The 20,674-nt window shown below is 60.2% G+C and carries 18 protein-coding genes; 7 read left to right on the forward strand and 11 right to left on the reverse strand.

Annotation, left to right across the window (positions count from 1 at the left end; genetic code table 11):
- Positions 1-184 precede the first annotated feature (184 nt).
- From AB4O09_RS06785 to AB4O09_RS06820, 8 genes are all read right to left on the reverse strand, one after another.
- Entirely contained in the window at positions 185-1,321 is a 1,137-nt protein-coding gene (locus AB4O09_RS06785) for a mannuronate-specific alginate lyase (RefSeq protein WP_003205322.1), read from the reverse strand.
- 11 nt (positions 1,322-1,332) lie between these two features.
- Positions 1,333-2,781 carry an alginate O-acetyltransferase gene (locus tag AB4O09_RS06790; protein ID WP_003205321.1) on the reverse strand — a complete coding sequence of 483 codons (1,449 nt, stop codon included), beginning with the start codon at positions 2,779-2,781 and terminating at the stop codon, positions 1,333-1,335.
- Between the two features lie 11 nt (positions 2,782-2,792).
- Positions 2,793-4,382: a mannuronan 5-epimerase AlgG gene (gene algG / locus AB4O09_RS06795; protein ID WP_003205320.1), complete on the reverse strand. Its 1,590-nt coding sequence runs from the start codon at positions 4,380-4,382 to the stop codon at positions 2,793-2,795.
- 26 nt (positions 4,383-4,408) lie between these two features.
- Entirely contained in the window at positions 4,409-5,899 is a 1,491-nt protein-coding gene (locus AB4O09_RS06800) for an alginate export family protein (protein WP_027911418.1), read from the reverse strand.
- Positions 5,900-5,904: 5 nt separating this feature from the next.
- On the reverse strand, positions 5,905-7,389 hold the full coding sequence (gene algK, locus AB4O09_RS06805; RefSeq protein WP_003205318.1) for an alginate biosynthesis TPR repeat lipoprotein AlgK: 1,485 nt from the start codon (positions 7,387-7,389) through the stop codon (positions 5,905-5,907).
- Between the two features lie 15 nt (positions 7,390-7,404).
- The gene (locus tag AB4O09_RS06810) at positions 7,405-8,574 is read right to left on the reverse strand and encodes an alginate biosynthesis protein Alg44 (RefSeq protein ID WP_003205317.1); all 1,170 of its coding nucleotides are present in this window, start codon (positions 8,572-8,574) and stop codon (positions 7,405-7,407) included.
- Between the two features lie 35 nt (positions 8,575-8,609).
- Entirely contained in the window at positions 8,610-10,091 is a 1,482-nt protein-coding gene (alg8, locus tag AB4O09_RS06815; RefSeq protein WP_003205316.1) for a mannuronan synthase, read from the reverse strand.
- Positions 10,092-10,191: 100 nt separating this feature from the next.
- Positions 10,192-11,508, reverse strand: a complete 1,317-nt coding sequence (locus AB4O09_RS06820; RefSeq protein ID WP_003205315.1) for a nucleotide sugar dehydrogenase — start codon at positions 11,506-11,508, stop codon at positions 10,192-10,194.
- Positions 11,509-11,979: 471 nt separating this feature from the next.
- Between AB4O09_RS06820 and AB4O09_RS06825 the strand changes: the two genes are divergently transcribed.
- On the forward strand, positions 11,980-12,234 hold the full coding sequence (locus tag AB4O09_RS06825; protein ID WP_146002231.1) for a hypothetical protein: 255 nt from the start codon (positions 11,980-11,982) through the stop codon (positions 12,232-12,234).
- A gap of 84 nt (positions 12,235-12,318) precedes the next feature.
- Here the strand turns inward: AB4O09_RS06825 and yaaA are convergent, their stop codons facing one another.
- Positions 12,319-13,098 (reverse strand): peroxide stress protein YaaA, encoded by a 780-nt coding sequence (gene yaaA / locus AB4O09_RS06830; protein ID WP_003205314.1) that lies wholly within the window; start codon positions 13,096-13,098, stop codon positions 12,319-12,321.
- Positions 13,099-13,406: 308 nt separating this feature from the next.
- Here yaaA and AB4O09_RS06835 point away from each other — a divergent pair, with 308 nt between their 5' ends.
- The 6 genes from AB4O09_RS06835 to AB4O09_RS06860 all read left to right on the forward strand — a co-directional run bounded on the left by AB4O09_RS06835 (position 13,407) and on the right by AB4O09_RS06860 (position 18,720).
- Entirely contained in the window at positions 13,407-14,537 is a 1,131-nt protein-coding gene (locus AB4O09_RS06835; RefSeq protein WP_003205313.1) for a polysaccharide deacetylase family protein, read from the forward strand.
- A gap of 336 nt (positions 14,538-14,873) precedes the next feature.
- Complete coding sequence (locus tag AB4O09_RS06840) at positions 14,874-16,268, forward strand: PhoH family protein (protein WP_003205312.1); 1,395 nt, start codon at positions 14,874-14,876, stop codon at positions 16,266-16,268.
- A gap of 251 nt (positions 16,269-16,519) precedes the next feature.
- Complete coding sequence (gene moaC / locus AB4O09_RS06845; protein WP_003205311.1) at positions 16,520-16,993, forward strand: cyclic pyranopterin monophosphate synthase MoaC; 474 nt, start codon at positions 16,520-16,522, stop codon at positions 16,991-16,993.
- Complete coding sequence (locus tag AB4O09_RS06850) at positions 16,990-17,232, forward strand: MoaD/ThiS family protein (RefSeq protein WP_003205310.1); 243 nt, start codon at positions 16,990-16,992, stop codon at positions 17,230-17,232. Before moaC ends, AB4O09_RS06850 begins: the two co-directional genes overlap by 4 nt.
- A 3-nt stretch (positions 17,233-17,235) precedes the next feature.
- Positions 17,236-17,688: a molybdopterin synthase catalytic subunit MoaE gene (moaE, locus tag AB4O09_RS06855; RefSeq protein WP_003205309.1), complete on the forward strand. Its 453-nt coding sequence runs from the start codon at positions 17,236-17,238 to the stop codon at positions 17,686-17,688.
- Between the two features lie 255 nt (positions 17,689-17,943).
- Positions 17,944-18,720, forward strand: a complete 777-nt coding sequence (locus AB4O09_RS06860; RefSeq protein ID WP_003205308.1) for an ABC transporter substrate-binding protein — start codon at positions 17,944-17,946, stop codon at positions 18,718-18,720.
- 106 nt (positions 18,721-18,826) lie between these two features.
- Here AB4O09_RS06860 and AB4O09_RS06865 read toward each other — a convergent pair whose 3' ends face one another.
- Positions 18,827-19,453 (reverse strand): helix-turn-helix transcriptional regulator, encoded by a 627-nt coding sequence (locus tag AB4O09_RS06865; protein ID WP_003205307.1) that lies wholly within the window; start codon positions 19,451-19,453, stop codon positions 18,827-18,829.
- 89 nt (positions 19,454-19,542) lie between these two features.
- Positions 19,543-20,670 carry an NAD(P)/FAD-dependent oxidoreductase gene (locus AB4O09_RS06870; RefSeq protein ID WP_013694161.1) on the reverse strand — a complete coding sequence of 376 codons (1,128 nt, stop codon included), beginning with the start codon at positions 20,668-20,670 and terminating at the stop codon, positions 19,543-19,545.
- Positions 20,671-20,674: the final 4 nt, after the last annotated feature.

The raw sequence follows: 20,674 nt of genomic DNA on the forward strand, positions 1-20,674 counted from the left end.
CCATGTTGAATCAACAGTCAAGGGCCAGAGCCCCCCCAAACCCCCCCAATGAAAAAGAGGGGTGATGATCGTTCCCACGCTCTGCGTGGGAATGCCTCTACGGACGCTCCGCGTTCGGCTTTGTGGGACGCAGAGCGTCCCGGGCTGCATTCCCACGCAGAGCGTGGGAACGATCAGCGGTGAATCAGCTTCCTTTTTCGCCTTTCTCCCGCGAAGGGTCGTACACCCGGGTCAAGTCACCGCCGAGGCGGAAGGTCTTGAACGGTTGCATCTCATGCTTGCGCTCCAGCACATCCTCGCTGCAGGTGTAGAGGCTGCAGAACGGTTCGAGCCAGGCGAATTTCGAGTCGACCTTCAGGTCCTTCATGTCCTGCTTGTCGCCGTTCTTCTCTTCGAAGATGTCCGGGTCTTCGACCCCGGCCAGCACCCGGTCACCCAAGCGCTTGAGGGCGCCGTTGTTTTCCTGGCGCAGGTCCACACCATTGACCTGGGCGAAACTGGCGATCATCGCCAGTGGCGGCAGGGCATAGTTGTGGTAGGACAGGGCGCGTTGCTTGCGCTTGAGTTCGTTGGGCAGGAAACCGTCGGCATCGACCTGGTTGACGCCGACCTTGTATTCCTTGACGGCCCAATCGAACAGGTCGCGGCGGTTGGTTGCCACGGAGGTGGCCATCACCGACCAGGCGGCCCAGTAGGAGTGGTTGTTGGTCTTGTCCAGCGGCAGGTTGTCCCAGTCGCTGACCACCTGATCGGCCATTCGGCTGAACCAGCCTTCGATCAGTTGCGCCTGCTCCGGGTGATTGGCCAGTGGGCGGGACTCGGAAAACTTCAGGCGCACATAGGCCGAAGCCATGCTACCCAGTGCCCATTTGCGCATGGACTTACCGGTGTGGTTGAAGTCCTTGGACATCAGCGCATCGGCTTGGGCCCACGCGGTCAGCCAGTTGAGGGTGCATTCCAATTGTTCGGGACGGCCGTCACGCATGAATTGCATCACTTGCTTGCTGACGCCACGCTCGATCTTGGTGATGTCGGCGGTGCTGTCGCGGAAGGCTTTTTCCGATTGCACGTTCAGGGTCGCACGGGCCTTGTCGGAGCCCTCGTACTTGCTGCGAAATTGCAGGGAGCCGGTGTAGGGCGTTGGTGTGGCGTCGCAGCCTTGGGCCGCTTCGCCGGCCTTGACCTTTTCGATCGGGGCGAAGTAACCCTGTGGCGGGCGCAGCGGGGCCGCCGCCTGCGTGGCCCCGGCGAACATCGCCAGGGTCAGCAGGGAGGGCGCCAGCAGCGTTTTCAACGTTCGGGTGCGCGTGGTACTGGTCATGAGACGAGACCTCATTGTCCGATTTGAGCCGTTTGTTCGGCTTGCGGAGATGCGTTGCGTTTACAGATTTTCGCTTCGATCTGCTGCGGCTCTTTACCGGCTTCGGGGCCCTGGACTTCGACAGCCAGAAGGTTTTGCGAAGCCCAGTCCTCGTCGGTGCGCAGCTGGAAGGCGAAACGTCCGTCGGTTTCGGAGGTATCCGGTTTTTCGATCTTGATATCCTCGTGGCGCCCATTCATGTACCAGAGGGTGGCTTGCAAGGTTTTCACCGAGGTGTCGGCGAAGCGGATGTCGACCTGGTGGCTGCCGTTACGCAGATCCATGTTCTTGCTATTGACCATCAATTCGTTCTTGCCCGGCTTGAGCGCGGTCTTGCTGCTCATCAATGCCGGCTTGCCTTCGCAACCGTTGTTGTCCAGCAGCGCCATCATCTGGCGATAGATGGTTTCCTGGTCCAGGCGATACAGCGGCGAGAATTCCCAGATGAGGATTTTCGGCGGATTCTTCTGGAACTCTTCGCTGCCCAGGTACTGGATCATCGCGCCCTCGAAACCGCCGCCGGGGAAGGCTACGTTGAGGATGTCGGCGCCGATGGCCTCTTCCAGGAAGCCGGCGAAGTTGTAGTTCTTGCCACTGTGACTGGTGCCCACGAGGGTGATCTGCGGGTTGCCGGAATCGCTGAACAGGTCGCCGTCGCCAGCCTCGCCCTTAGGCTCGGTGGTGAACTGGTCCATGTACTGGATCGCATAGCTGGTGCCGCACAGCTGCCCGGCCATGTTGTGCAGGGTACCGGTCTTGCCCATGCGACCGGACTTCTTGGTCTCGAACTCACGCTTGGGAATGTCGGCGAAGGCCGGGATCTGCTTGACCTTCTCGGCGACGATCTTGGCCGTGCGCTGGGCGCCGTATGGCGTCCAGTGCTGGTCGCCACGGAAATAGAAATCGTGGGCCGGCAGGGTTTCGGGCAGGCTTTCGTTGGTCAGCGGCGACAGGTCTGGCACCACGTAACCCATCTGGGCGAAACGGCCGAGCATGGATTTGTAGTTGGTCAGGGCTTTCTCGTAGTCGAAAGCGGCCTTTTCCTGTGGGTTGAGCTTGTTGCGGTTCACCAGGCCCCGGGTTGGCTGGTAGACGAGCACCAGTTCGACGCCTTTTGCCTTGAACGCATCGTGCAACTGCTGCAGGCGCTTGTAGCCGGCCGGGGTGGTGTTGAATTCGGTCCGCAGGTCTTCCTGGGTCCGGAACAACCAGTCGCCCTGGGCCTGCACCAGCGTGGTGAAGTTCTGCTGGTAGCGCGTGGTGTAGTTCTTCGCGTCGTGGGCTTCAGGGCACAGGTTGCAGCATGGCTCGGCCGTGAAGCTCGGGGCCTTGGTTTCATCGGCGCGGGCGCCGCTTGCAGCGGCGAGAATGCCGGCAGTCAGGGCGGACAGGCCCAGGAGTTTGATCATCTTTGGGTTCATAAAGGTCATCCTCAGTCCCGCATTTCGGTCTGGCGTTCGACGGGGTCGATCAGCACGGCTTTCTGCTGGCGCACCAGCAGGTCGAGAATTTCATCCTGGCGCTCGCCGAGGATTCCCGAGAAGCTGATGCCGCTGGATTTGGTCGGTGCGAGCATGGACACGCGGTACAGCTCGACGCTCAACGGCGAGTCGATGGACAGCGGGCCGCTGCCGTTGGCAGCCAGTTCGCCGCCGACCACGATCAGCGAGACTTCGGCGTCGAACGGGTCGAGCTTGATGTCACGGTCGGTGTCGGACAGGTCTTTGATGTGGCCGTAGAGGCCGGTCAGGCCGTTGGCCATGGACACGTTTTCGTAGAGGCGGATGTTCACGCTGTTACGAATCCGGATGCCGTGGCGGCGGTTGCTGATCACTTTGTTGCCCCACAGCAGGTTGTCAGCACTCTCATAGAGCGTGATGCCGTCGGTGTGGTTCTTGTAGATCTCGTTGTAGGCGATCAGGTTGTTCACGCTGTTACGGTCGATCACCAGGCCCGAGAGTTTGTTGTCATAGCTGCGGTTGTTGAAAATGAAGCTGTCGTTGACTTCACGGGAAATAATGATCCCGTGCTTCTTCTTGGTCCCGTAGACGGTGTTGTCGGCAATGATCAGCCGATGGGAACGGTCGTGGGGGTCGATGCCGTAGACAATGTTGTCTTTGTAGGTATTGCCCTTGACCACGAAGTCGCGGGTTTCATAGCAGTAGAAGCCGTACCACATGTCCGAGAACTCGGAACCGATGATCCAGCCGGTCGGTTCCGGGCGCTTGAGGACCTTGGCCATGTTCGGCGTGTACTGGGAAATACTCACCCCGTACGACTTACTGTTGGAGTAGCCGAAACTGGCCATCTTGGTGTTGACGATGTAGGTCTCGGTGCCTCCCCAGGCCAGCAGGAACGGACGGAATTCCTTGGGTGAACGGAAGGTCGCAGGGCCGTTTTCCTTTTCACGCCAGCCGGTGACCTTGGTGTCGCGGATGAACATATGGCCATCGTTGACCAGGAACGCGCCGCCTTCCTGGGACAGGCGCAGTTCCTGGGTCTGTTTGTCGATTTCCAGGATGCCTTTCTGGCCGACCACGATCGGAATCTTCGCCAGGTAGACACCTGGCGAAGTTTCGATGATGTACTTGGGCAACTTCTTGGCCAGGTCCTTGAGGTTCATGTAGCCATCGTCGACGAAGATGGCCTGTGGGATGCCGTGCTGACGCACGACCCACTCGGCCATCTTGTTGTCACCGCCGATGAAGTCCTTCAAGGCGTTTTCCTGCATCATCCGCCGCACGCTGATCTTGCCGGGCTTGCTGCGCACGATCTTGGCCGCGACCGCTTCGGCCGTATAGCCTTTGAGGTCGGGCAGGGTCGGCGTGGCCAGCTCCAGTGGTGCGATCGGCGCGCTGCTGACGGTGTAGGTCTTGGCTTGTTGCAGACCTTTGACCACGTTGCCCGGCTTGACCACCGGTTCAACGTTGGCGAACGCCGGCGAGCCGGCCAGCAGCATCGCTGCGACCAACAGGCTGATCGAACCTTTCATCGCCTGGCTGTTCCTGAGGTAGCGGTTCATTTCGGGCACTCCCATGGCCATTCGCATCAGAAGCGCCAGATCACGTCGACAAAGGCGCGATGCATGTACGAATCGACCTCTTTGCCGTAGGCGTCGCCTGGCTTGAACACGCCGCCACGAAAGCGCACCAGCGCCGAGGGCTCATCAATGGATTGACTCAGCGCGGCCGGTAGCAGGCCTTGCTTGAAGTACTTGGTGACGACCAGATCGACTTCCTGGCCCAGGTCCTTTTCGCCGTCATTCAGCGGCAGGGACGAGGTGGACAGAATCGCGCCGGTCACGTCGTCGGTGTTGTTTTCCACGGCGTTGATGCCGTTGCTGCCCACTGGCTTGTTGCCGTCCACGCGCCAGAACTTGTGATACACAAGGCTGGCGTCGTATTCGTCACGCAGTTGCCAGGAACCGAACAGGCTGGCGCTCTGGGTGTTGGCCATTTCGCCACGGAACGCTTCGCCGAAACGGTGCACGCGCGAGCGGGTGCCGGTGAAGTTCGAGCGGTTGCTTTGCAGGCCGTTCTGTTGGTACTCATCGCTGGCGCGGGCATAGGCCGCACCGACTTGCCATTGCGGGTCCAGACGCAGGCGGATACCCAGGTCAGTGGCCCAGCCGTCCACGTCATCGCTGTGCTTGGCTTCTGTCGGGCGCGTGCCGTCGGCGTTGAGCGGGTTGACGGTGTCGCGCTCGCCGCTCATGCCGGTGAGGCTGGCCCAGTAGTTGACGGTGTTGGTGTTGCGCCAGTTGTAGGCGTCGCTGTTGGCTTCCAGGCCGAGCCAGGAGATGTCGCCGTTCTGGGTCTTGTCCAGGGTGTCGGTGGCTTCGCCCGGGGTCGGGTAATCGAGGCTGCCATTGTCATGGGAGTGGTGGGCGCGGATACCGGCCCACTGGCCTGGCATCCACTGGTAGCCCACGTCGCCATAGACGTGCAGGCGGTCCTTGTCCTTGGGGGACAATTCCTTGAGGTCGGTACGGTACTCGCTGAACCGTTCGGCCACGCCGAGGTTGGCCCGCAGCAAGGTGGTATCGAAGGTCCAGTTCAAGGCTTCGATGTTGGTGTCGCGCCATTGGCCGTCGTCGTTGCGCAGGCGCTGGCGACCGAACTTCAACTGCTCGCCCGGGTAGGGGGTCAGGCCGCGGTAGCCAATCCAGAACTCGCGCATGGCCAGGTAGCTTTTCTTGGCTTCGCGGTCACCGCTGTCGGTTTGCTGGGTGCTGCCATCGGACTGTTGCAGGGTGTCGGTCTCGATGATGTCGCTGGAGGTCACGGCCTGGGCCATGGCGTAGGCGCTCCAGGCGCCGCTTTCGCTTTCACCGTAGACCCATGGACGCAGGTCCAGGCCGACACCGTTGACGTCGCCACCGCTCTGGGTGCCGAGGTCACGGTCATCTTCGGACTGCCCGGTGATCTTCACTTCCAGGCCGAAATTCTTGCTATCGGTCAGTGCCGCCAGGGTCGGACAGGACCACAGCAGGGCAAACGACAGGCCAATACCAGCCTGCACAAAAGGGTTGAGCTTCAAAAGCTTCATAGAGGTTCCTCGCCGTCATCTTCTTTTAGGGCTTGCAGTTCAAGCGTATCGGGGCTCATAGCGCCGCGAATGGCCTGCTCTTGTTGTAGCAGGCGTTGGGCTTGTGCAAGTTGTTCCGGCGGTAATTGTGCTTCGAGGGTTTGGGCAAGCTCGGTGGCTTGCGGGGTGTTCTGCACCTTGGCCAACTGGCTGAACACATAGGCGTTGACCGGGTTGGGCTTGGTGCCCTTGCCCTGGGAGAACAGCTGGGCAATGGCAAAGTCGGCGCTGTTCTGGCCGTTGCGGGCGGCCTTGAGCAGGTGGTCCAGGGCTTTTTGCGAGTACACCTGGCCCAGGTAACCGCGGCGATAGATCTGGCCGAGGTAGTAGTCGGCGGCCACTTCGCGGCCCACGGCTTTCTGGAAATGTGCCTCGGCGACCTTGGCATCGGCCGGGACCCACTTGCCTTCGTAGTAAAGCTTGCCCAGCAACAGCTCGGCGCGCGGCTGGTCGGCGGCGCGGCCGTTTTCCAGGTACTGCATCATCTTGTCGACGTCACCCAGTTCCGGGAAGTCGTAGAGCAGTTGCGCCAGGCTGACCCAGGCAGCGGGGTAGCCAGGGGCGATGCCTTCGAGCAACGACTGGGCGGTCTTTTCATCGGTCTTGCCCAGGCTGGCGTCGGCCAGGACACGGGCGACGCTGTCCACGCGCTGGGCGGATACGACGCCACGGGCGTGACCGTCCTGCATCTGCTTGAGCAGTGCGGCCTGCTGTTCCGGCTGGCCGCGTTTCTGATAGACCGTGGCCAGTTCGACGTAGCAGATGTCCGTGGTCGCCAGCGCGGCCTTGCAGACCTTCTCGACTTCGTCCAGGTGCTGGTCGTAGGTGCCCTGGGTGCGGTAGAGCAGAATCTGCGCCAGGCCCGCTTCCGGATAACCGGCGCTGCGCCATTGGCTGATCTGCTGTTGGGCGTTGACGTTCGGGAAGCTGTGGGGATATTGCAGGTACAGCATCGCCAGCGGGATCAGGGTGTTGCCTTCTCCGTTGGCGAAAGCTTTCTTCAACAGGCCTTCGGCTTCGTGTTTTTCCGCTTCGGTAGAACCGGGCTTGGCCACCAGCAGGCGACCCAGGCGAGCCTGGGCCCGTGGCGAGATATCGGCGGCGGCGCGGTAAGTCGCCTCGGCTTTTTTCATCTGCTCGGGGTCGTGGCTATCCACCTGGATGTCAGCCAGGCCCACCTGGGCCTCGCTGTAGCCCAGGTCGGCCAGCTGCTGGTAGTTCTGCTGCGCCAGCGCCGTGTCGCCGCGCTTGAGGGCTTCATTGGCCAGGCGTTGATCGGGCAGGCCGGCACAACCGGCCAGGCTGACGGCCAGTGCCAGGGCACACAGAGTTCCCATGTGGGAACGAGTTTGCGGCATAGCATCCTGACCGCGTTGATCCTTTCGCGAGCAAGCTCGCTCCCACAGGGTCTGTGGGGTGTTCAGGATTTTTATAATGGTCACGGGCATATCCTCGACTTAAATACCGACGGCCATGGCTTTGTCGATCAGCCAGTTCAGGTTCGGGCCACGGTCGCTGGTGACTTCTACCGGACGGCCGGCCAGCGAGCTGTCCAGGGGTTCGTCAGGTTGGATCAGCACACGGATATCGGAGGACAGGTCGGCACTTTTCAGGCTGGTGCTGCTGACGATCTTGCCGGTACGGGTGGTGTCTTCGCCGGCGACCTGGAAGTTGACTGGCGTACCTGGGCGCACGTCGCCGAACTGGCGATAGGAGAAGCGCGCTTCGACGTTGGCCTCGGTGCCCCGTGGGACCAGTTGGAAGATCACGTCACCCTTGCTTGCGTACTGGCCGTTGGCGACCAGTTGCTGGGACACGATGCAGTCGCACGGCGACGTCAGGGTGCCGGTCATTTGCTTGCCGAACAGTTCCTCGACCTTGGCCGGCTGCAACTGGTTGTCGTCCAGGTGACCCTTGAGCACGTCGAGCATGCTGGTGCTGAAGGTCGCCAGCGGGGCGCCCTTGGCGGCCGCGCCGTCGGCCTTGACCAGGCTCTGCACGGTGCCGTCGCGCGGCATGGTGATGGCCATGCCCGGTACATTCACCAGACCGGCCTGGGCATGGCTGACGAAGTACATGCCGTACACAGACTTGAAGATGAAACCGAACGCCGCGAGGCCAACGACAAAGACGCCCAGGCTGAAGGTCACGGCGCGCAGGCGACCCAAGGCACTCATGCCACCGTTTTCGTCTTTCTGCTTGCGAGCCTTGGTGAAGTTATCGCGCTGCAGGGTCGCCAGCACATCGCCGACACCGACGATGTCGCCGGCCAGGTGCGAGGTAATGATGTGACGCAGTGTCGAGATGTCCCGAGGCTCCAGGTTCTGGAACTGGCAACCGGTGCGGCCGGTCTGGCGGTCGTAGGAACGGATCTGCAATTCCACGTCCATGGCCAGGCCAAGGTTGTCGATGACGAACTGCAGGCGACCTTTGTAGGACTCCCCGGTCTTGAGAGGCATCTGGCCGGCGTTGAAGCTCAGGCCGCCGGCGGACAGGTCCAGGACCTTGACTTCCATCGGCGTACGGTCAGGACCGAAGAAGCGCAGCTTGGCCGGGATTTTGACCCTGGCGTGTTGGCGCTGGGCTTCGGATTCATGCACTACGTTGACATTCACGGCGGTGTTCATAGGGGCGATTTCCTAGTTAATTCATTCAAGTCCGGTCAGACCATCGTCAGCAGCACGGCGACAAAAATGCTGCCGGCGGAGAAGGTCATGGTCCGAGACGACCAAGTGTTGAACCAACGTTGAAAGCTGGCGAGATCACGGGTCAGGTGGGTGGGCTGGCGGGTCCAGGACTGTTGATCGAGGCGGAAGAACACGTAGATCTTCACCAGGGCACCGACGATCTGGTTGTAATAGAGAATCGCCGGGTAGGCAGGGCCGATCCGGTGTCCGGAGCACGACAGCAACAGTGTCAGGATCAACCGCGTGATGCCGATCCACAGCAGGTACACCAGGATGAACGCGGTGCCGTACTTGAAGCTGGCGATCAGTGCCACGGTCAGGCCCAGCAGCGAGGTCCACATCGACACACGCTGGTCGAACAGCACCACCGAGGTGAACAGGCCCAGACGGCGCAGACCCAGGCCCAGTGCCCGGGAGTTCTGCCGCAGGTTGTTGCCGTACCAGCGGAACATCAGTTTTCGGCTGGCCTTGATGAAGCTCTTCTCCGGCGGGTGTTCAACGGTGTTGATCGCCGCATCGGGCACGTAGAAGGTGTCGTAACCCAGGCGCATCAGGCTGAACCAGCTCGACTTGTCATCGCCGGTCAGGAACTTGAAGCGGCCCAGGCGCCAGTGTTGCAGCGAGTCGCTTTCCACGTCGGCGATGAAGTCCGGGTTGGTGACCACGGTGGCGCGGAACACCGACATGCGGCCGGTCATGGTCAGCACGCGCTTGGACAAGGCCATGGAGCACATGTTGATGTGACGCTGGGCGAAACGCAGCTTGTGCCATTCGCTCATGATGTAGCCGCCGCGCACTTCGCAGAACTCGTTGGTGGTCAGGCCGCCGACGTTGCCGAACAGTTGGAACCACGGCACGGTCTTGCGCACGACGCCTTCGGCGAGCACGGTGTCGCCGTCGATCACCGCTACTACGGCGCGGTCGTCCGGCAAGTGGCGGGAGATGGCGCGGAAACCGTAGGCCAGGCCGTCGCGCTTGCCGGTGCCAGGGATACGCACGAAGTCCAGCTTGACCCGCGCTGGTGGGTTCATGCGGGCCCAGAGGCTCTTGACCAGCAGTTCGTCGGACATTTCCACGATGGAGCAGACCACGGTGGTGGGCAGCCCGCATTCGATGGCCTCGCGAATCACCGAGCCATACACCTGGGCGGTGGTCAGCGCATCGATCCGGAAGCTGGTGACCATCAGGTACACATGGGACGGATCCGCCGCCTTGCCCAGCTTGCGTACCTTGCGGCGCAGGTGCGGGTAGACGATGTACAGGAAGATCATGCCGCGCACGAAATGCGTTGCTCCCATGGAGTAACGCCAGATGCCCACGGCGCCGATCAGGAAGATGAAGTCCTTGGATTCGGAGTCGAACGTGGACGTGGGCAGCGCCATGGCGATGCCCATCAATAAACTCAAGTAAAACAGCCAACCGGCGGCCTGAAGCAGGCCGTGCTTTAGCCTGTGCATAATCTGCATCCGTCTCTATCTCGGGCGGGCCTTGTGGGCGGCCCGATGGGTTAAGGCAGGCGAAAGGCCGGCCGGGGCATGCCCCGGCCGGCAAACAGACTTACCAGCAGATGCCTTCGGTCCGGCCACTCGGGTTGGTGGCCTTGGACATGAAGCCGACCAGGTCGATGACCTGCTTGCCTTCCGGTACGTTCTCGGTCAGCGCGCGGAACTTCTCATCGCGGTTACCCAGGATGATGATGTCGGAGCTGTCGATCACCGAGTCGAAGTCGGAGTTGAGCAAGGACGAGACGTGAGGGATCTTCGACTCGATGTAATCCTTGTTCGCACCGTGGACGCGGGCGTATTCGACGTTGCTGTCGTAGATCTTCAGGTCGAAACCCTTGCCGATCAGCATCTCCGCCAGTTCTACCAGTGGGCTTTCACGCAGGTCGTCGGTACCGGCCTTGAAGCTCAGGCCCAGCAGGGCGACTTTGCGCTTGTCGTGGCTGGAAACGATGTCGAAGGCGTTCTGCACCTGGGATTCGTTGCTGCGCATCAGCGAGTTGAGCAGCGGCGCTTCCACGTCCAGGGAACCGGCGCGGTAGGTCAGGGCGCGAACGTCCTTGGGCAGGCAGGAGCCGCCGAAGGCGAAGCCTGGACGCATGTAGTACTGGGACAGGTTCAGGGTCTTGTCCTGGCAGACCACATCCATCACTTCACGACCATCGACGCCGACAGCCTTGGCGATGTTGCCGATCTCGTTGGCGAAGGTCACCTTGGTGGCGTGCCACACGTTGCAGGTGTACTTGATCATCTCGGCAACGGCGATGTCCTTGCGGATGATCGGCGCGTCGAGCTCTTCGTACAGCGATTGCAGAACGTCGCCAGAGGCTTTGTCGAACTCACCGATAACGGTCATCGGCGGCTGGTCGTAGTCTTTGATCGCGGTGCTTTCGCGCAGGAATTCAGGGTTGACTGCGACACCGAAATCGACGCCGGCTTTCTTGCCGGAGCAGTCTTCCAGGATCGGGATAACGACGTTTGCCACAGTGCCCGGCAATACGGTGCTACGAACCACGATGGTGTGGCGGGTGGTCTTGTCACGCAGGACAAAACCGATCTCGCGGCACACGGCTTCGATGTAGTTCAGTTCCAGGTCGCCGTTCTTTTTGCTCGGTGTACCGACACAAATCATCGACAGGTCAGTATCGCGAATGGCTTCGGCGAAGTTGGTGGTACCACGCAGTCGGCCTGTTTGAATGCCTTGCGCCAATAGCTCGCCAAGACCCGGTTCAACGATTGGCGATTTGCCAGCGTTGATCATGTCGATTTTGTCTTTGGCGACATCTACGCCAACTACATCATGGCCCCGTGCAGACAGGCAACCGGCACATACTGCACCGACGTAACCCAAACCAAATATGCTAATGCGCATCGCATTTCCCTCTGTTTTTCACGCCATTAAATGGCCGGAGTTAATAGTGTTCAGCGGTCATAGTGCACTCGGAAGTGTGGAATGCAGGCGCCACAATGCCGTGTGCAGGCATACTAAGTTCCGAGTGTCTAAATAAATGCACTCAAGTTGTGCGCAATGTGGCCTAGTTGTTATGACCTGCCCTGTTATGCAGCCAGTCCTCGTTATCGGGAACGCTCGTGCAAAGGTCCTTCACTTTCGATCCCTGGCAAAAAGCCCACAAAATCAAAAGGTTGTGTGCTCGGGTGAGCACGTTATAGGGGCGCAGCCTTGGCCTTGTAGGGGATAGTAATGGTGCTTTATCTCCCATCCTTTAAGGGTGGATCCAATTAGACGACCGTTTGACTAAGTTGTCGTGACAACTTGGTTAATCCGTTCGTCGTCCTTTGTAAGTTATCTCGTACACGCTCGCCGAGAATCGTTACGGATGGTATGAGCCATGCAATTTCACATAGTTCCGATCCGCTCATCGCGATTTTCGAAATTTTTCGAAATATTATCGAAGATGGCACTGGCCTCAATATGATGGCACTTACCGTTTCGCCCTTTATTAATGGGGAGTTAGAAGGGGTAGATAGTTTTGTGCCACTACCGATGAAAAAAATCGGTGCCACTACGCAAAAAACTGACGAGTGTCGAGTGAAAGAAAAGTTAGCGCAGGGGTGGGGTGATTTATTGGCGCCATGAAAATGGCGAGGTGGGCGAGGAACTAAGATGACAAGTAGGCAGATGATCGAAGCCCCCGATCAGGGGGCGGTATAAGGTTATGCCTTATTCAGGGGCGTGATCGCGCAGGAAAACCAGTTTGTCCCGGCTCGACTGTTGGGCGTTGAAGCGGTAGCCCTGTACATCGAATTGGCTGAGTGCCGCAGGGTCGTTGATCCTTTCCTGAATCACGAAACGACTCATCAGGCCCCGGGCTTTCTTGGCGTAGAAGCTGATGATTTTGTACTGGCCATTTTTTAGGTCGCGGAATTCGGTATCGATGACGCGCGCTTTCAGTGCGCTGCGCTTGACCGCCGAGAAGTATTCATTGGAAGCCAGGTTCAGCAGTACGTCGTCGCCCTGGTCGGCGAGGGCTTCGTTCAACCATTCGCTGATGCGCGTGCCCCAGAAAGCATAAAGGTCCTTGCCCCGGGCATTGGCCAGCTTAGTGCCCATTTCCAGGCGATAGGGTTGCATCAGGTCCAGTGGCCGCAGCAGGCCATAGAGGCCAGAAAGCATGCGCAGATGTTGCTGGGCGTAGTCGAAGTCGGCGTCGCCAAAGCTCTGCGCATCGAGGCCCGTGTACACGTCGCCCTTGAAGGCCAGCAGCGCCTGCTTGGCATTGGTTGGGGTGAACGCCGGTGTCCAACTGCCAAATCGCGCGGCATTGAGGCCGCCGATCTTGTCGGAGACATGCATCAGCTCGCTGATCTGTGCCGGGGAGAGTTCGCGCAGTTGCTCGATCAGTTCCTGGGAATGATCCAGGTACTGCGGCTGGGTAAAACGCGCGGTGGCCGGCGGTGTTTCGTAATCGAGGGTCTTGGCGGGGGAAATCACCATCAGCATGAAATCGTCTCCTTGAGGGTGCGGCGATTCTAGGGGGTTGTCCGGGTGGACTCCAGCTATTGGGGTGATAGGTGATGGATGGGCGAGTATTGACGGGCATTTGTGGTGAGGGAGCTGTGGGAGCAAAGTCTGTGGGAGCAAAGCTTGCTCGCGATGAACGATGACGCAATCTTGCAGATGGACCTTGTCGCCTGCATCGCGAGCAAGCTTTGCTCCCACAGGTCTGCTCCCCAAGTCCTCTGATCACAAGGGTATTGCGCCAGGATCGGCTATGATGCCGCGCGGGTTTCGTTATGGAGACATCCCTTTTGCGTATCGCTCTTCTGTTATCGGCCTGGCTGTTGAGCCTGGGTGCAATTGCCGCGCCCGCGCTCAACGACGTCGCGACCCTGGACCGCAGCACCTGGCCGGAACAACTCACCAGCCCGACGCTGTTCGACGTGGCCTCGCGGGCCGAGATCCTGATGTTCGCCCGGGTCCTGCTGGACGTCGATGCCATGGACGAAATTGCGCTCAAGCAGTACCTGGGGCTGCGTTCGGTCAATATGGTTGCTATCGACGCGCTTCGCGCCCGGCTGTGGCAGCGGTTGTTGGCCAACTACAACTTTGCCCAACGCAGTTGCGATCAGGACGCTTCCTTCTGTTACCTGGTCGAGGACATGGCGACCCTGCGCGAAGAGGCACGCAGATTCCATCTGGATGACAATTCCTACTACATCAAGTGGGCCGCGCCGAGCCAGATCTTTCATACCCAATACCGCGACGAACTGCTGCGTAAAGCCGCGCTTTTTCCGCAAACCAGCAGCGAAATCGAACGTTTCGGCGATTACGAACGCAACGGCGAAGGCATGAACGACCGCCTGTTCCTGCTGACCTTCGACAGCGCCGCCAACGTTGTGCCGGACAACACCCCGTGGTTGGCCGAATACCTGCGCAAGGCGAACATCAATGGCACCTTCTTCGTGCTGGGCAAGGATATCCAGGCGCGGTTGCAAGAGGGCTCGGTCAACAATCTCCAGGCGTTGTATTCGAGACAATGCGTGGGCGTGCAGGGCTGGGAGTTCCGCTCCCACAGTTATTGGCAGGACTGGCAAGACTCGGTCCGGCGCAGTGTCGAGCTGGTCAAGGGCAAGCTGCCCGAAAATTTCGTGCCGCTGTTCCGTCCGCCCCAAGGCCAGCGTCGCGGCGATGCGCAAGCGTTCTTCCAGCAGCAGGGCTTGCAAGTGGCGCTGTGGGACATCGATCCCCAGGACAGCAACAATCGACTCAAGCCTGAGCAAAGCGCCCAGCGTGTACTGACCCTGATGCTGCTGTGGCGCCACGGGGTGATCAATTTCAATGCCAAGCAGGATGGGGTGAAAACGGCGATGCCCTGGTTGATGACGCAGACGGCGCAAAGCGGGATCGGTTGGGCGGACTGCCAGGAAGCGTTTCGCTGAAACCTGAAAAGGCCCGGAAACATTGGGGGACGAGAAAAAACCGGCGCACATTCATGACAACCGGACTTCCGACTTTAACGGCGCAATGGCGGTACGCCAAGGGTTATTCGTCACTCTGAAAAATAAACTTCAAAAAAGCGTCAAAGTGCTTTTTCCTGTCATGGTTTTTGGAGTATCAAGAAGACAGACCGCCGAAACCTGCAACACAGGTGGCGTCTTCCAAGACCCAGATTGTGTGCAGTTCACCTGAATCGTCGCGGGTGAATTCGGTGGCTACCTCGAGGCGCAGCACTGTCACGGTATTGCGTCGAATGGCCCCCACATAGGTGACCGAGTATGGATGACCACGGACGCAGCCTTTCCTCCAACCAGCCAATCCTCTATGTACTCGATACCAACGTATTGATCCACGATCCAAACGCCCTGCTGAACTTCGAAGAACACCACGTTGCCATCCCGATGACCGTGCTTGAGGAGCTGGACAAGCTCAAGAGCGGACACCACAGCGTTGCGGCCGAATGCCGGCAGGCGATCCGCCTGATCGACAAGACCCTGGGTGACGCCTCTCCGGAGGACGTTGAGCTCGGCGTGCCGATCCAGCGCGGCAAAAGTGGCCCCAAGGGCCTGCTTTCGATCCTGATGAGCAAGCGCACCGAACCCAACCTGGTGCTGCCTGAACACCTGAACGACAACATCATCATCAACCAGTTGATCGACCTGCACGCGCGCACCAAGGACCAGGCCGTGGTGCTGGTGACCAAAGACATCAACATGCGCCTCAAGGCCCGCGCCTGCGGGATCGCGGCGGAGGACTACAGCACCGACCAACTGGTCGACGACGTCTCGCTGTTGCCCAATGGCTACCACAACATGACCGGCTCCTTCTGGGACCGTGTGAGCAAGGTCGAGACCCGCCAGGACCACGGCCGCACCTGGCACCAGGTGCAGTTGATCGACAACCTGCCGGCCGTGCACATCAACGAGTTCATCATCGACGAACAAGGCTTCGTCGGCTGGATCAAGGAAATCCATGTCGACAAGCTGCTGATCCTCGACCTGCACCAGGAACCTTTGCTGCATCAGGAGGCCTGGGGCCTCAAGCCCCGTGACATCTATCAGAGCCTGGCGCTGTTCGCTTTGCTTGATCCGGATATCCACCTGGTCAACCTGTCCGGCGCCGCCGGTTCCGGCAAGACCATTCTGGCCCTGGCCGCTGCCATCGAGCAGACCATGGTCAGCAAGCGCTACCGGCGCATCATCGCCACCCGCAGCGTGCAGGGCCTGGACCAGGAAATCGGCTTCCTGCCCGGTACCGAAGCGGAGAAAATGGAGCCGTGGCTGGGGGCGATAACCGACAACCTCGAAGCCTTGCACATGGATGACGAAAGCACCCATGGCAGCGTCGACTACATCCTCAGCAAAGTGCCGTTGCAGTTCAAATCCCTCAACTACATTAGGGGGCGCAGCTTCCAGCAGAGCCTGATCCTGATCGACGAATGCCAGAACCTGACCCCGCACCAGATGAAAACCATCATCACCCGTGCCGGTGCCGGTTCCAAAGTGGTGTGCCTGGGTAACCTGGCGCAGATCGACACCCCTTACCTGTCCGCGACCAGCTCCGGGCTGACCTACCTGACCGAACGCTTCAAGGACTTCCCCAACGGGGTCCACATCACCCTGCAGGGCGTACCGCGCTCGATCCTGGCCGAATACGCCGAATCCCACCTGTAACCCCAGCCAAACCGGGCGACCCTATGGTCGCCCGGTTTTTTTTTCTGCCTGACATATAACCCCTGTGGGAGCGAGCTTGCTCGCGATGAGGGTGTGTCAGATAAAAATAGGTGCCTGACACACCCTCATCGCGAGCAAGCTCGCTCCCACAAGGGATCTCCGGTGTTTTGCAAATTGCAGGTGCGACAATCAAGCCTGCCGGAATTTGACCCACGGGTTTACAATCGACACTCCCGATCAGGAGTAACCCTGTGCTGACTCATCTCGATTCCCAAGGTCGCGCCAACATGGTCGACGTGACCGACAAGGCCGTGACGTTCCGTGAAGCCACGGCCGAGGCCTTTGTGCGCATGTTGCCCGACACGCTGCAGATGATCGTCAGCGGCGGTCACCCCAAGGGCGATGTGTTCGCCGTCGCACGCATTGCTGGCATCCAGGCGGCCAAGAAAACCAGTGACCTGATTCCGCTCTGCCACCCGCTGCTGCTCACCAGCGTCAAGGTCGAGCTCAATGCCGAAGGCGAGGACCGGGTGCGCATCGTCGCCCGTTGCAAACTGTCGGGGCAGACCGGCGTGGAAATGGAGGCGCTCACCGCCGCCAGCGTCGCCGCACTGACCATCTACGACATGTGCAAGGCCGTCGACCGTGGCATGACCATCGAAGGCGTGCGGGTGTTGGAAAAACTCGGCGGCAAGAGCGGCCATTTCCAGGCGGATGCGTCATGAAAATCAACGTGAAGTTCTTTGCCCGTTACCGTGAAGCGCTTGGCGTGGATTCGGTAAAGGTGGAAGGCGATTTCGCCACGGTCGACGATGTGCGCGTGCTGCTTGCCCTGCGTGACGGGGCCGAGGTGCTGAAGGAACAAAACCTGATGTGCGCGCGCAATGAAGACCTGTGCCAGCTCGACGAACCGCTGGCGGACGGCGACGAAGTGGCGTTTTTCCCCACCGTGACCGGAGGCTGAACCATGGCGATTCGTGTGCAGGTCGAACCGTTCGACGCAGGGGGCGAAGTCAACGCGATGCACGCGGCCAATGTCGGCGTGGGGGCGGTGGTGAGTTTTGTCGGCTACGTGCGTGACTTCAATGACGGCCTCGATGTGTCCGGGATGTTCTTGGAGCATTACCCAGGCATGACAGAAAAAGCCTTGGGCAAGATCGCCACCGAGGCCGAGCAGCGCTGGCCGTTGCTCAAGCTGGAGGTGCTGCACCGGATCGGTGCCCTGGAACCGGGCGAGCCGATCGTCTTCGTCGGTGCCGCCAGTGCCCATCGCCAGGCGGCGTTCGACGCCTGCGCCTTTGTCATGGACTACCTCAAGACCCGAGCGCCGTTCTGGAAAAAGGAAAACACTGTCGACGGCCCGCGCTGGGTTGAAGGGCGGGACAGTGACCATGCGGCGGCGGATCGCTGGAAACAGTAAGCAACCTGTTGTTTTTTCGCAAGCCATAAGTCGCCATCGCGAGCAAGCTCGCTCCCACAGTGGATCTTCGTTGTACACAAGGTCCCTTGTGGGAGCGAGCCTGCTCGCGAAGGGGCCAGCAGCCTCCCATCACTTTCCCCTGTTCCCCCAATTGACGATATGTACATTAAAGTCCAATATGGATTTATAAGTACATATAAAGTCATCGCCCCACCTTTCTCTGCCAAACCAACAACAACCCGCGAGAGATCGATCATGAAAAAACTCCCCCTCATCACCGGCCTGGCCTTGAGCCTGTTGGCCTCCAGCAGCCTGTTCGCCGCTGAGAAAACCTTGCGCATCGGCATCGAGGCGGCATATCCGCCGTTTGCTTCCAAGACCTCGGAAGGGAAGATCGAGGGGTTCGACTACGACATCGGCAATGCCCTGTGCGCGCAGATGCAGGTCAAGTGCGAGTGGATCGAGGGTGAGTTCGACGGGCTGATTCCGGCGCTCAAGGTGAAGAAGATCGATCTGGCGTTGTCGTCCATGACCATTACCGAAGAGCGCAAGAAATCGGTGGATTTCACCCACAAGTACTACTTCACCTCATCGCGCCTGGTCATGAAGGAAGGGGCGGTGGTCGATGACCAGTACGCCAGCCTCAAGGGCAAGACCGTCGGTGTGCAGCGGGCCACCACCACTGACCGCTACGCCACTGAAGTCCTCGAACCCAAGGGTGTGATCGTCAAGCGCTATAGCAACAACGAAGAAATCTACATGGACCTGGCGTCCGGTCGGCTCGACGCGATTTTCGCCGACACCATCCCGCTGGAAGACTTCCTGTCGATGCCTCGTGGCAAGGGCTACGCCTTTGTCGGCCCCGAGCTCAAGGACCCCAAATACGTCGGCGAAGGCGCCGGTATCGCGGTGCGCAAGGGCAATACCCAACTGGTGGCGGATTTGAACAAGGCCATCGATGGGATTCGGGCCAATGGGGAGTATCAGAAGATCCAGGGCAAGTATTTCAAGTCGGATATCTATGGCGACTGATTGACCGCCATCGCGAGCAAGCTCGCTCCCACAGGGGACCTGGGTACAAAGATCCAGTGTGGGAGCGAGCTTGCTCGCGAAGGCGGCAGACCTGGCAAAGCAGATTTCAGCCCTTCAGCTCCTTCAAATGCTTGTACACCGTCGCCCGCCCCATATTCAGCACATTGGCCACGTAGTTGGACGCGCTCTTGCCCTTGAATGCGCCTTCGGCATGCAGCGCCAGCACCAGCTCGCGTTTGTGGTCGCGGGTCAGCAGGTTCAGGCTCAACTGACGCTCGCGCATCCAGGCATGCAGGAAGGTGTTGATCCGTTCCTGCCAGTCATCGCGAAACAGTGAGTCGGGCTGGGGGATCAACTTGCTCGGCGACAGGAACAGATCCAGCGCGGCCTTGGCATTCTCGAACAGCGAAATATTCAGGTTGATGCACAGCACCGCCAGCGGATGACCGTCGGCGTCGCGCAGTACGCTGCTGAGGCTGCGAATCTTCTGTCCGTCCCAGTTCAGCTTTTCGTAGGGCCCGATATTACGTTCGCTGACGTCCTCGCTGAGCATGTCTTCCAGGGACGAGTCATCGCCAATTTCGCGCTTGGACAGGTTATTGGCGATGTAATCGACTTTCTGGGTGCGCAGGTCGTGCAGCACCACTTCGGCGTGGGGGTAGAACAGCGTGGCGATGGCGTCGGCGATGGTGCGGAAGTTTTCCAGCGCCGGATCGGGTGGCGAGGCAGTCATGACAGGGCTCCAGGCAGCGTCAGCGCCCCGTGGAACAGGGGCGCGGGGGAGTGTGCCGCAATCGTGGCGATGCGTCACCTCAAGGTGGCTCAGCCCAGGCGTTCGGGTGACAGCATGGCGCTGTTCAGGCCGAAACGGGCCAGGGCCTCGGGCAGCGGTTCGCCACGCACCAGCGCCGCGCTGGCCTGGCCCATGGCCGGTGAGGTCTGGATGCCGTAGCCACCCTGGGCTGCGACCCAATACAGCCCGGGCAGCTGCGGATCGAAACCGGACAGCAGGTCACCGTCGGGCACGAAACTGCGCAAGCCGGCCCAGGTGCGGGTCGGGCGGCGGATGGTCAGGGTAGTGGCTTCTTCGATCTGGTAGATGCCCATGGCGATGTCCAGCTCTTCCGGCTGCACGTCATGGGGTTCCACCGGGTCGGCGTTGGCTGGCGAGCCGAGGAACATGCCGGCGTCAGGTTTCATATAGAAGGATTCGTCCAGGCTCACCAGCATCGGCCAGTCATGGATGTCCACGCCCTCGGGCCCGGCAAAAATGAACGCTGCGCGCCGCTTGGGCTGCAACCCCAGCTTCCGGGCGCCGGCCATTTCGGCAATGTGATCGGCCCATGCGCCGGCAGCATTGATCAGGATCGGTGCGGTGAACGTCTGGTTGGCGGTCTTCACCTGCCACAGCCCCTGATCATCGCGGCTCAATTGCTGGACTTCGCTGTCGGTGTGCACTTCACCGCCATTGCGACGAATACCGCGCAGGTAGCCTTGGTGCAGTGCATCGGTGTCGATGTCGCAGGCCGTGGGGTCGTAGATCGCTCCGTGGACTTTCTCCCGTCGCAGGATCGGCAGCCGCACACAGGCCTCGTCGGCGCTGAGCAGTTGCATCTGCGGCACCGTGGCCTTGGCGCTGAGGTATTGGTTGTTCAACTCGGCCGGGTCACCGGTGAAGTCCACGGTCATTTCGCCCCGTGGGGTCAGCAAGGGGTGTTCGCAGAAACCGGTCGGCGGGGCGTCGAAAAAATCCCGGCTGGCCTGGGTCAGCGCCCGCACCTGAGGGGTGCCGTAGGCGGCGGTATACAGCGCCGCCGAGCGTCCGGTGGAGTGGTAGGCCGGATGGGATTCGCGTTCGAGCACAATCACACGGCCGTGGGGGGCGAGCCAGTAACCGGTGGATGCACCGGCAATGCCGCCGCCGATGATGATGAAATCTGCTTGTTTCATGAAT

The organism is Pseudomonas sp. H1_F01 (genome assembly GCF_054681425.1).

Coding starts and splice junctions, on each gene's coding strand:
- AB4O09_RS06860 (WP_003205308.1), top strand. CDS start 17,944: ATGAAAAAACTCCCCCTCATCACCGGCCTGGCCTTGAGCCTGTTGGCC.
- AB4O09_RS06840 (WP_003205312.1), top strand. CDS start 14,874: ATGGATGACCACGGACGCAGCCTTTCCTCCAACCAGCCAATCCTCTAT.
- AB4O09_RS06820 (WP_003205315.1), bottom strand. CDS start 11,508: ATGCGCATTAGCATATTTGGTTTGGGTTACGTCGGTGCAGTATGTGCC.
- alg8 (WP_003205316.1), bottom strand. CDS start 10,091: ATGCACAGGCTAAAGCACGGCCTGCTTCAGGCCGCCGGTTGGCTGTTT.
- algG (WP_003205320.1), bottom strand. CDS start 4,382: ATGAACCGCTACCTCAGGAACAGCCAGGCGATGAAAGGTTCGATCAGC.
- moaE (WP_003205309.1), top strand. CDS start 17,236: ATGGCGATTCGTGTGCAGGTCGAACCGTTCGACGCAGGGGGCGAAGTC.
- yaaA (WP_003205314.1), bottom strand. CDS start 13,098: ATGCTGATGGTGATTTCCCCCGCCAAGACCCTCGATTACGAAACACCG.
- AB4O09_RS06870 (WP_013694161.1), bottom strand. CDS start 20,670: ATGAAACAAGCAGATTTCATCATCATCGGCGGCGGCATTGCCGGTGCA.
- AB4O09_RS06790 (WP_003205321.1), bottom strand. CDS start 2,781: ATGAACCCAAAGATGATCAAACTCCTGGGCCTGTCCGCCCTGACTGCC.
- AB4O09_RS06785 (WP_003205322.1), bottom strand. CDS start 1,321: ATGACCAGTACCACGCGCACCCGAACGTTGAAAACGCTGCTGGCGCCC.
- AB4O09_RS06810 (WP_003205317.1), bottom strand. CDS start 8,574: ATGAACACCGCCGTGAATGTCAACGTAGTGCATGAATCCGAAGCCCAG.
- AB4O09_RS06825 (WP_146002231.1), top strand. CDS start 11,980: ATGAGCCATGCAATTTCACATAGTTCCGATCCGCTCATCGCGATTTTC.
- AB4O09_RS06850 (WP_003205310.1), top strand. CDS start 16,990: ATGAAAATCAACGTGAAGTTCTTTGCCCGTTACCGTGAAGCGCTTGGC.
- AB4O09_RS06865 (WP_003205307.1), bottom strand. CDS start 19,453: ATGACTGCCTCGCCACCCGATCCGGCGCTGGAAAACTTCCGCACCATC.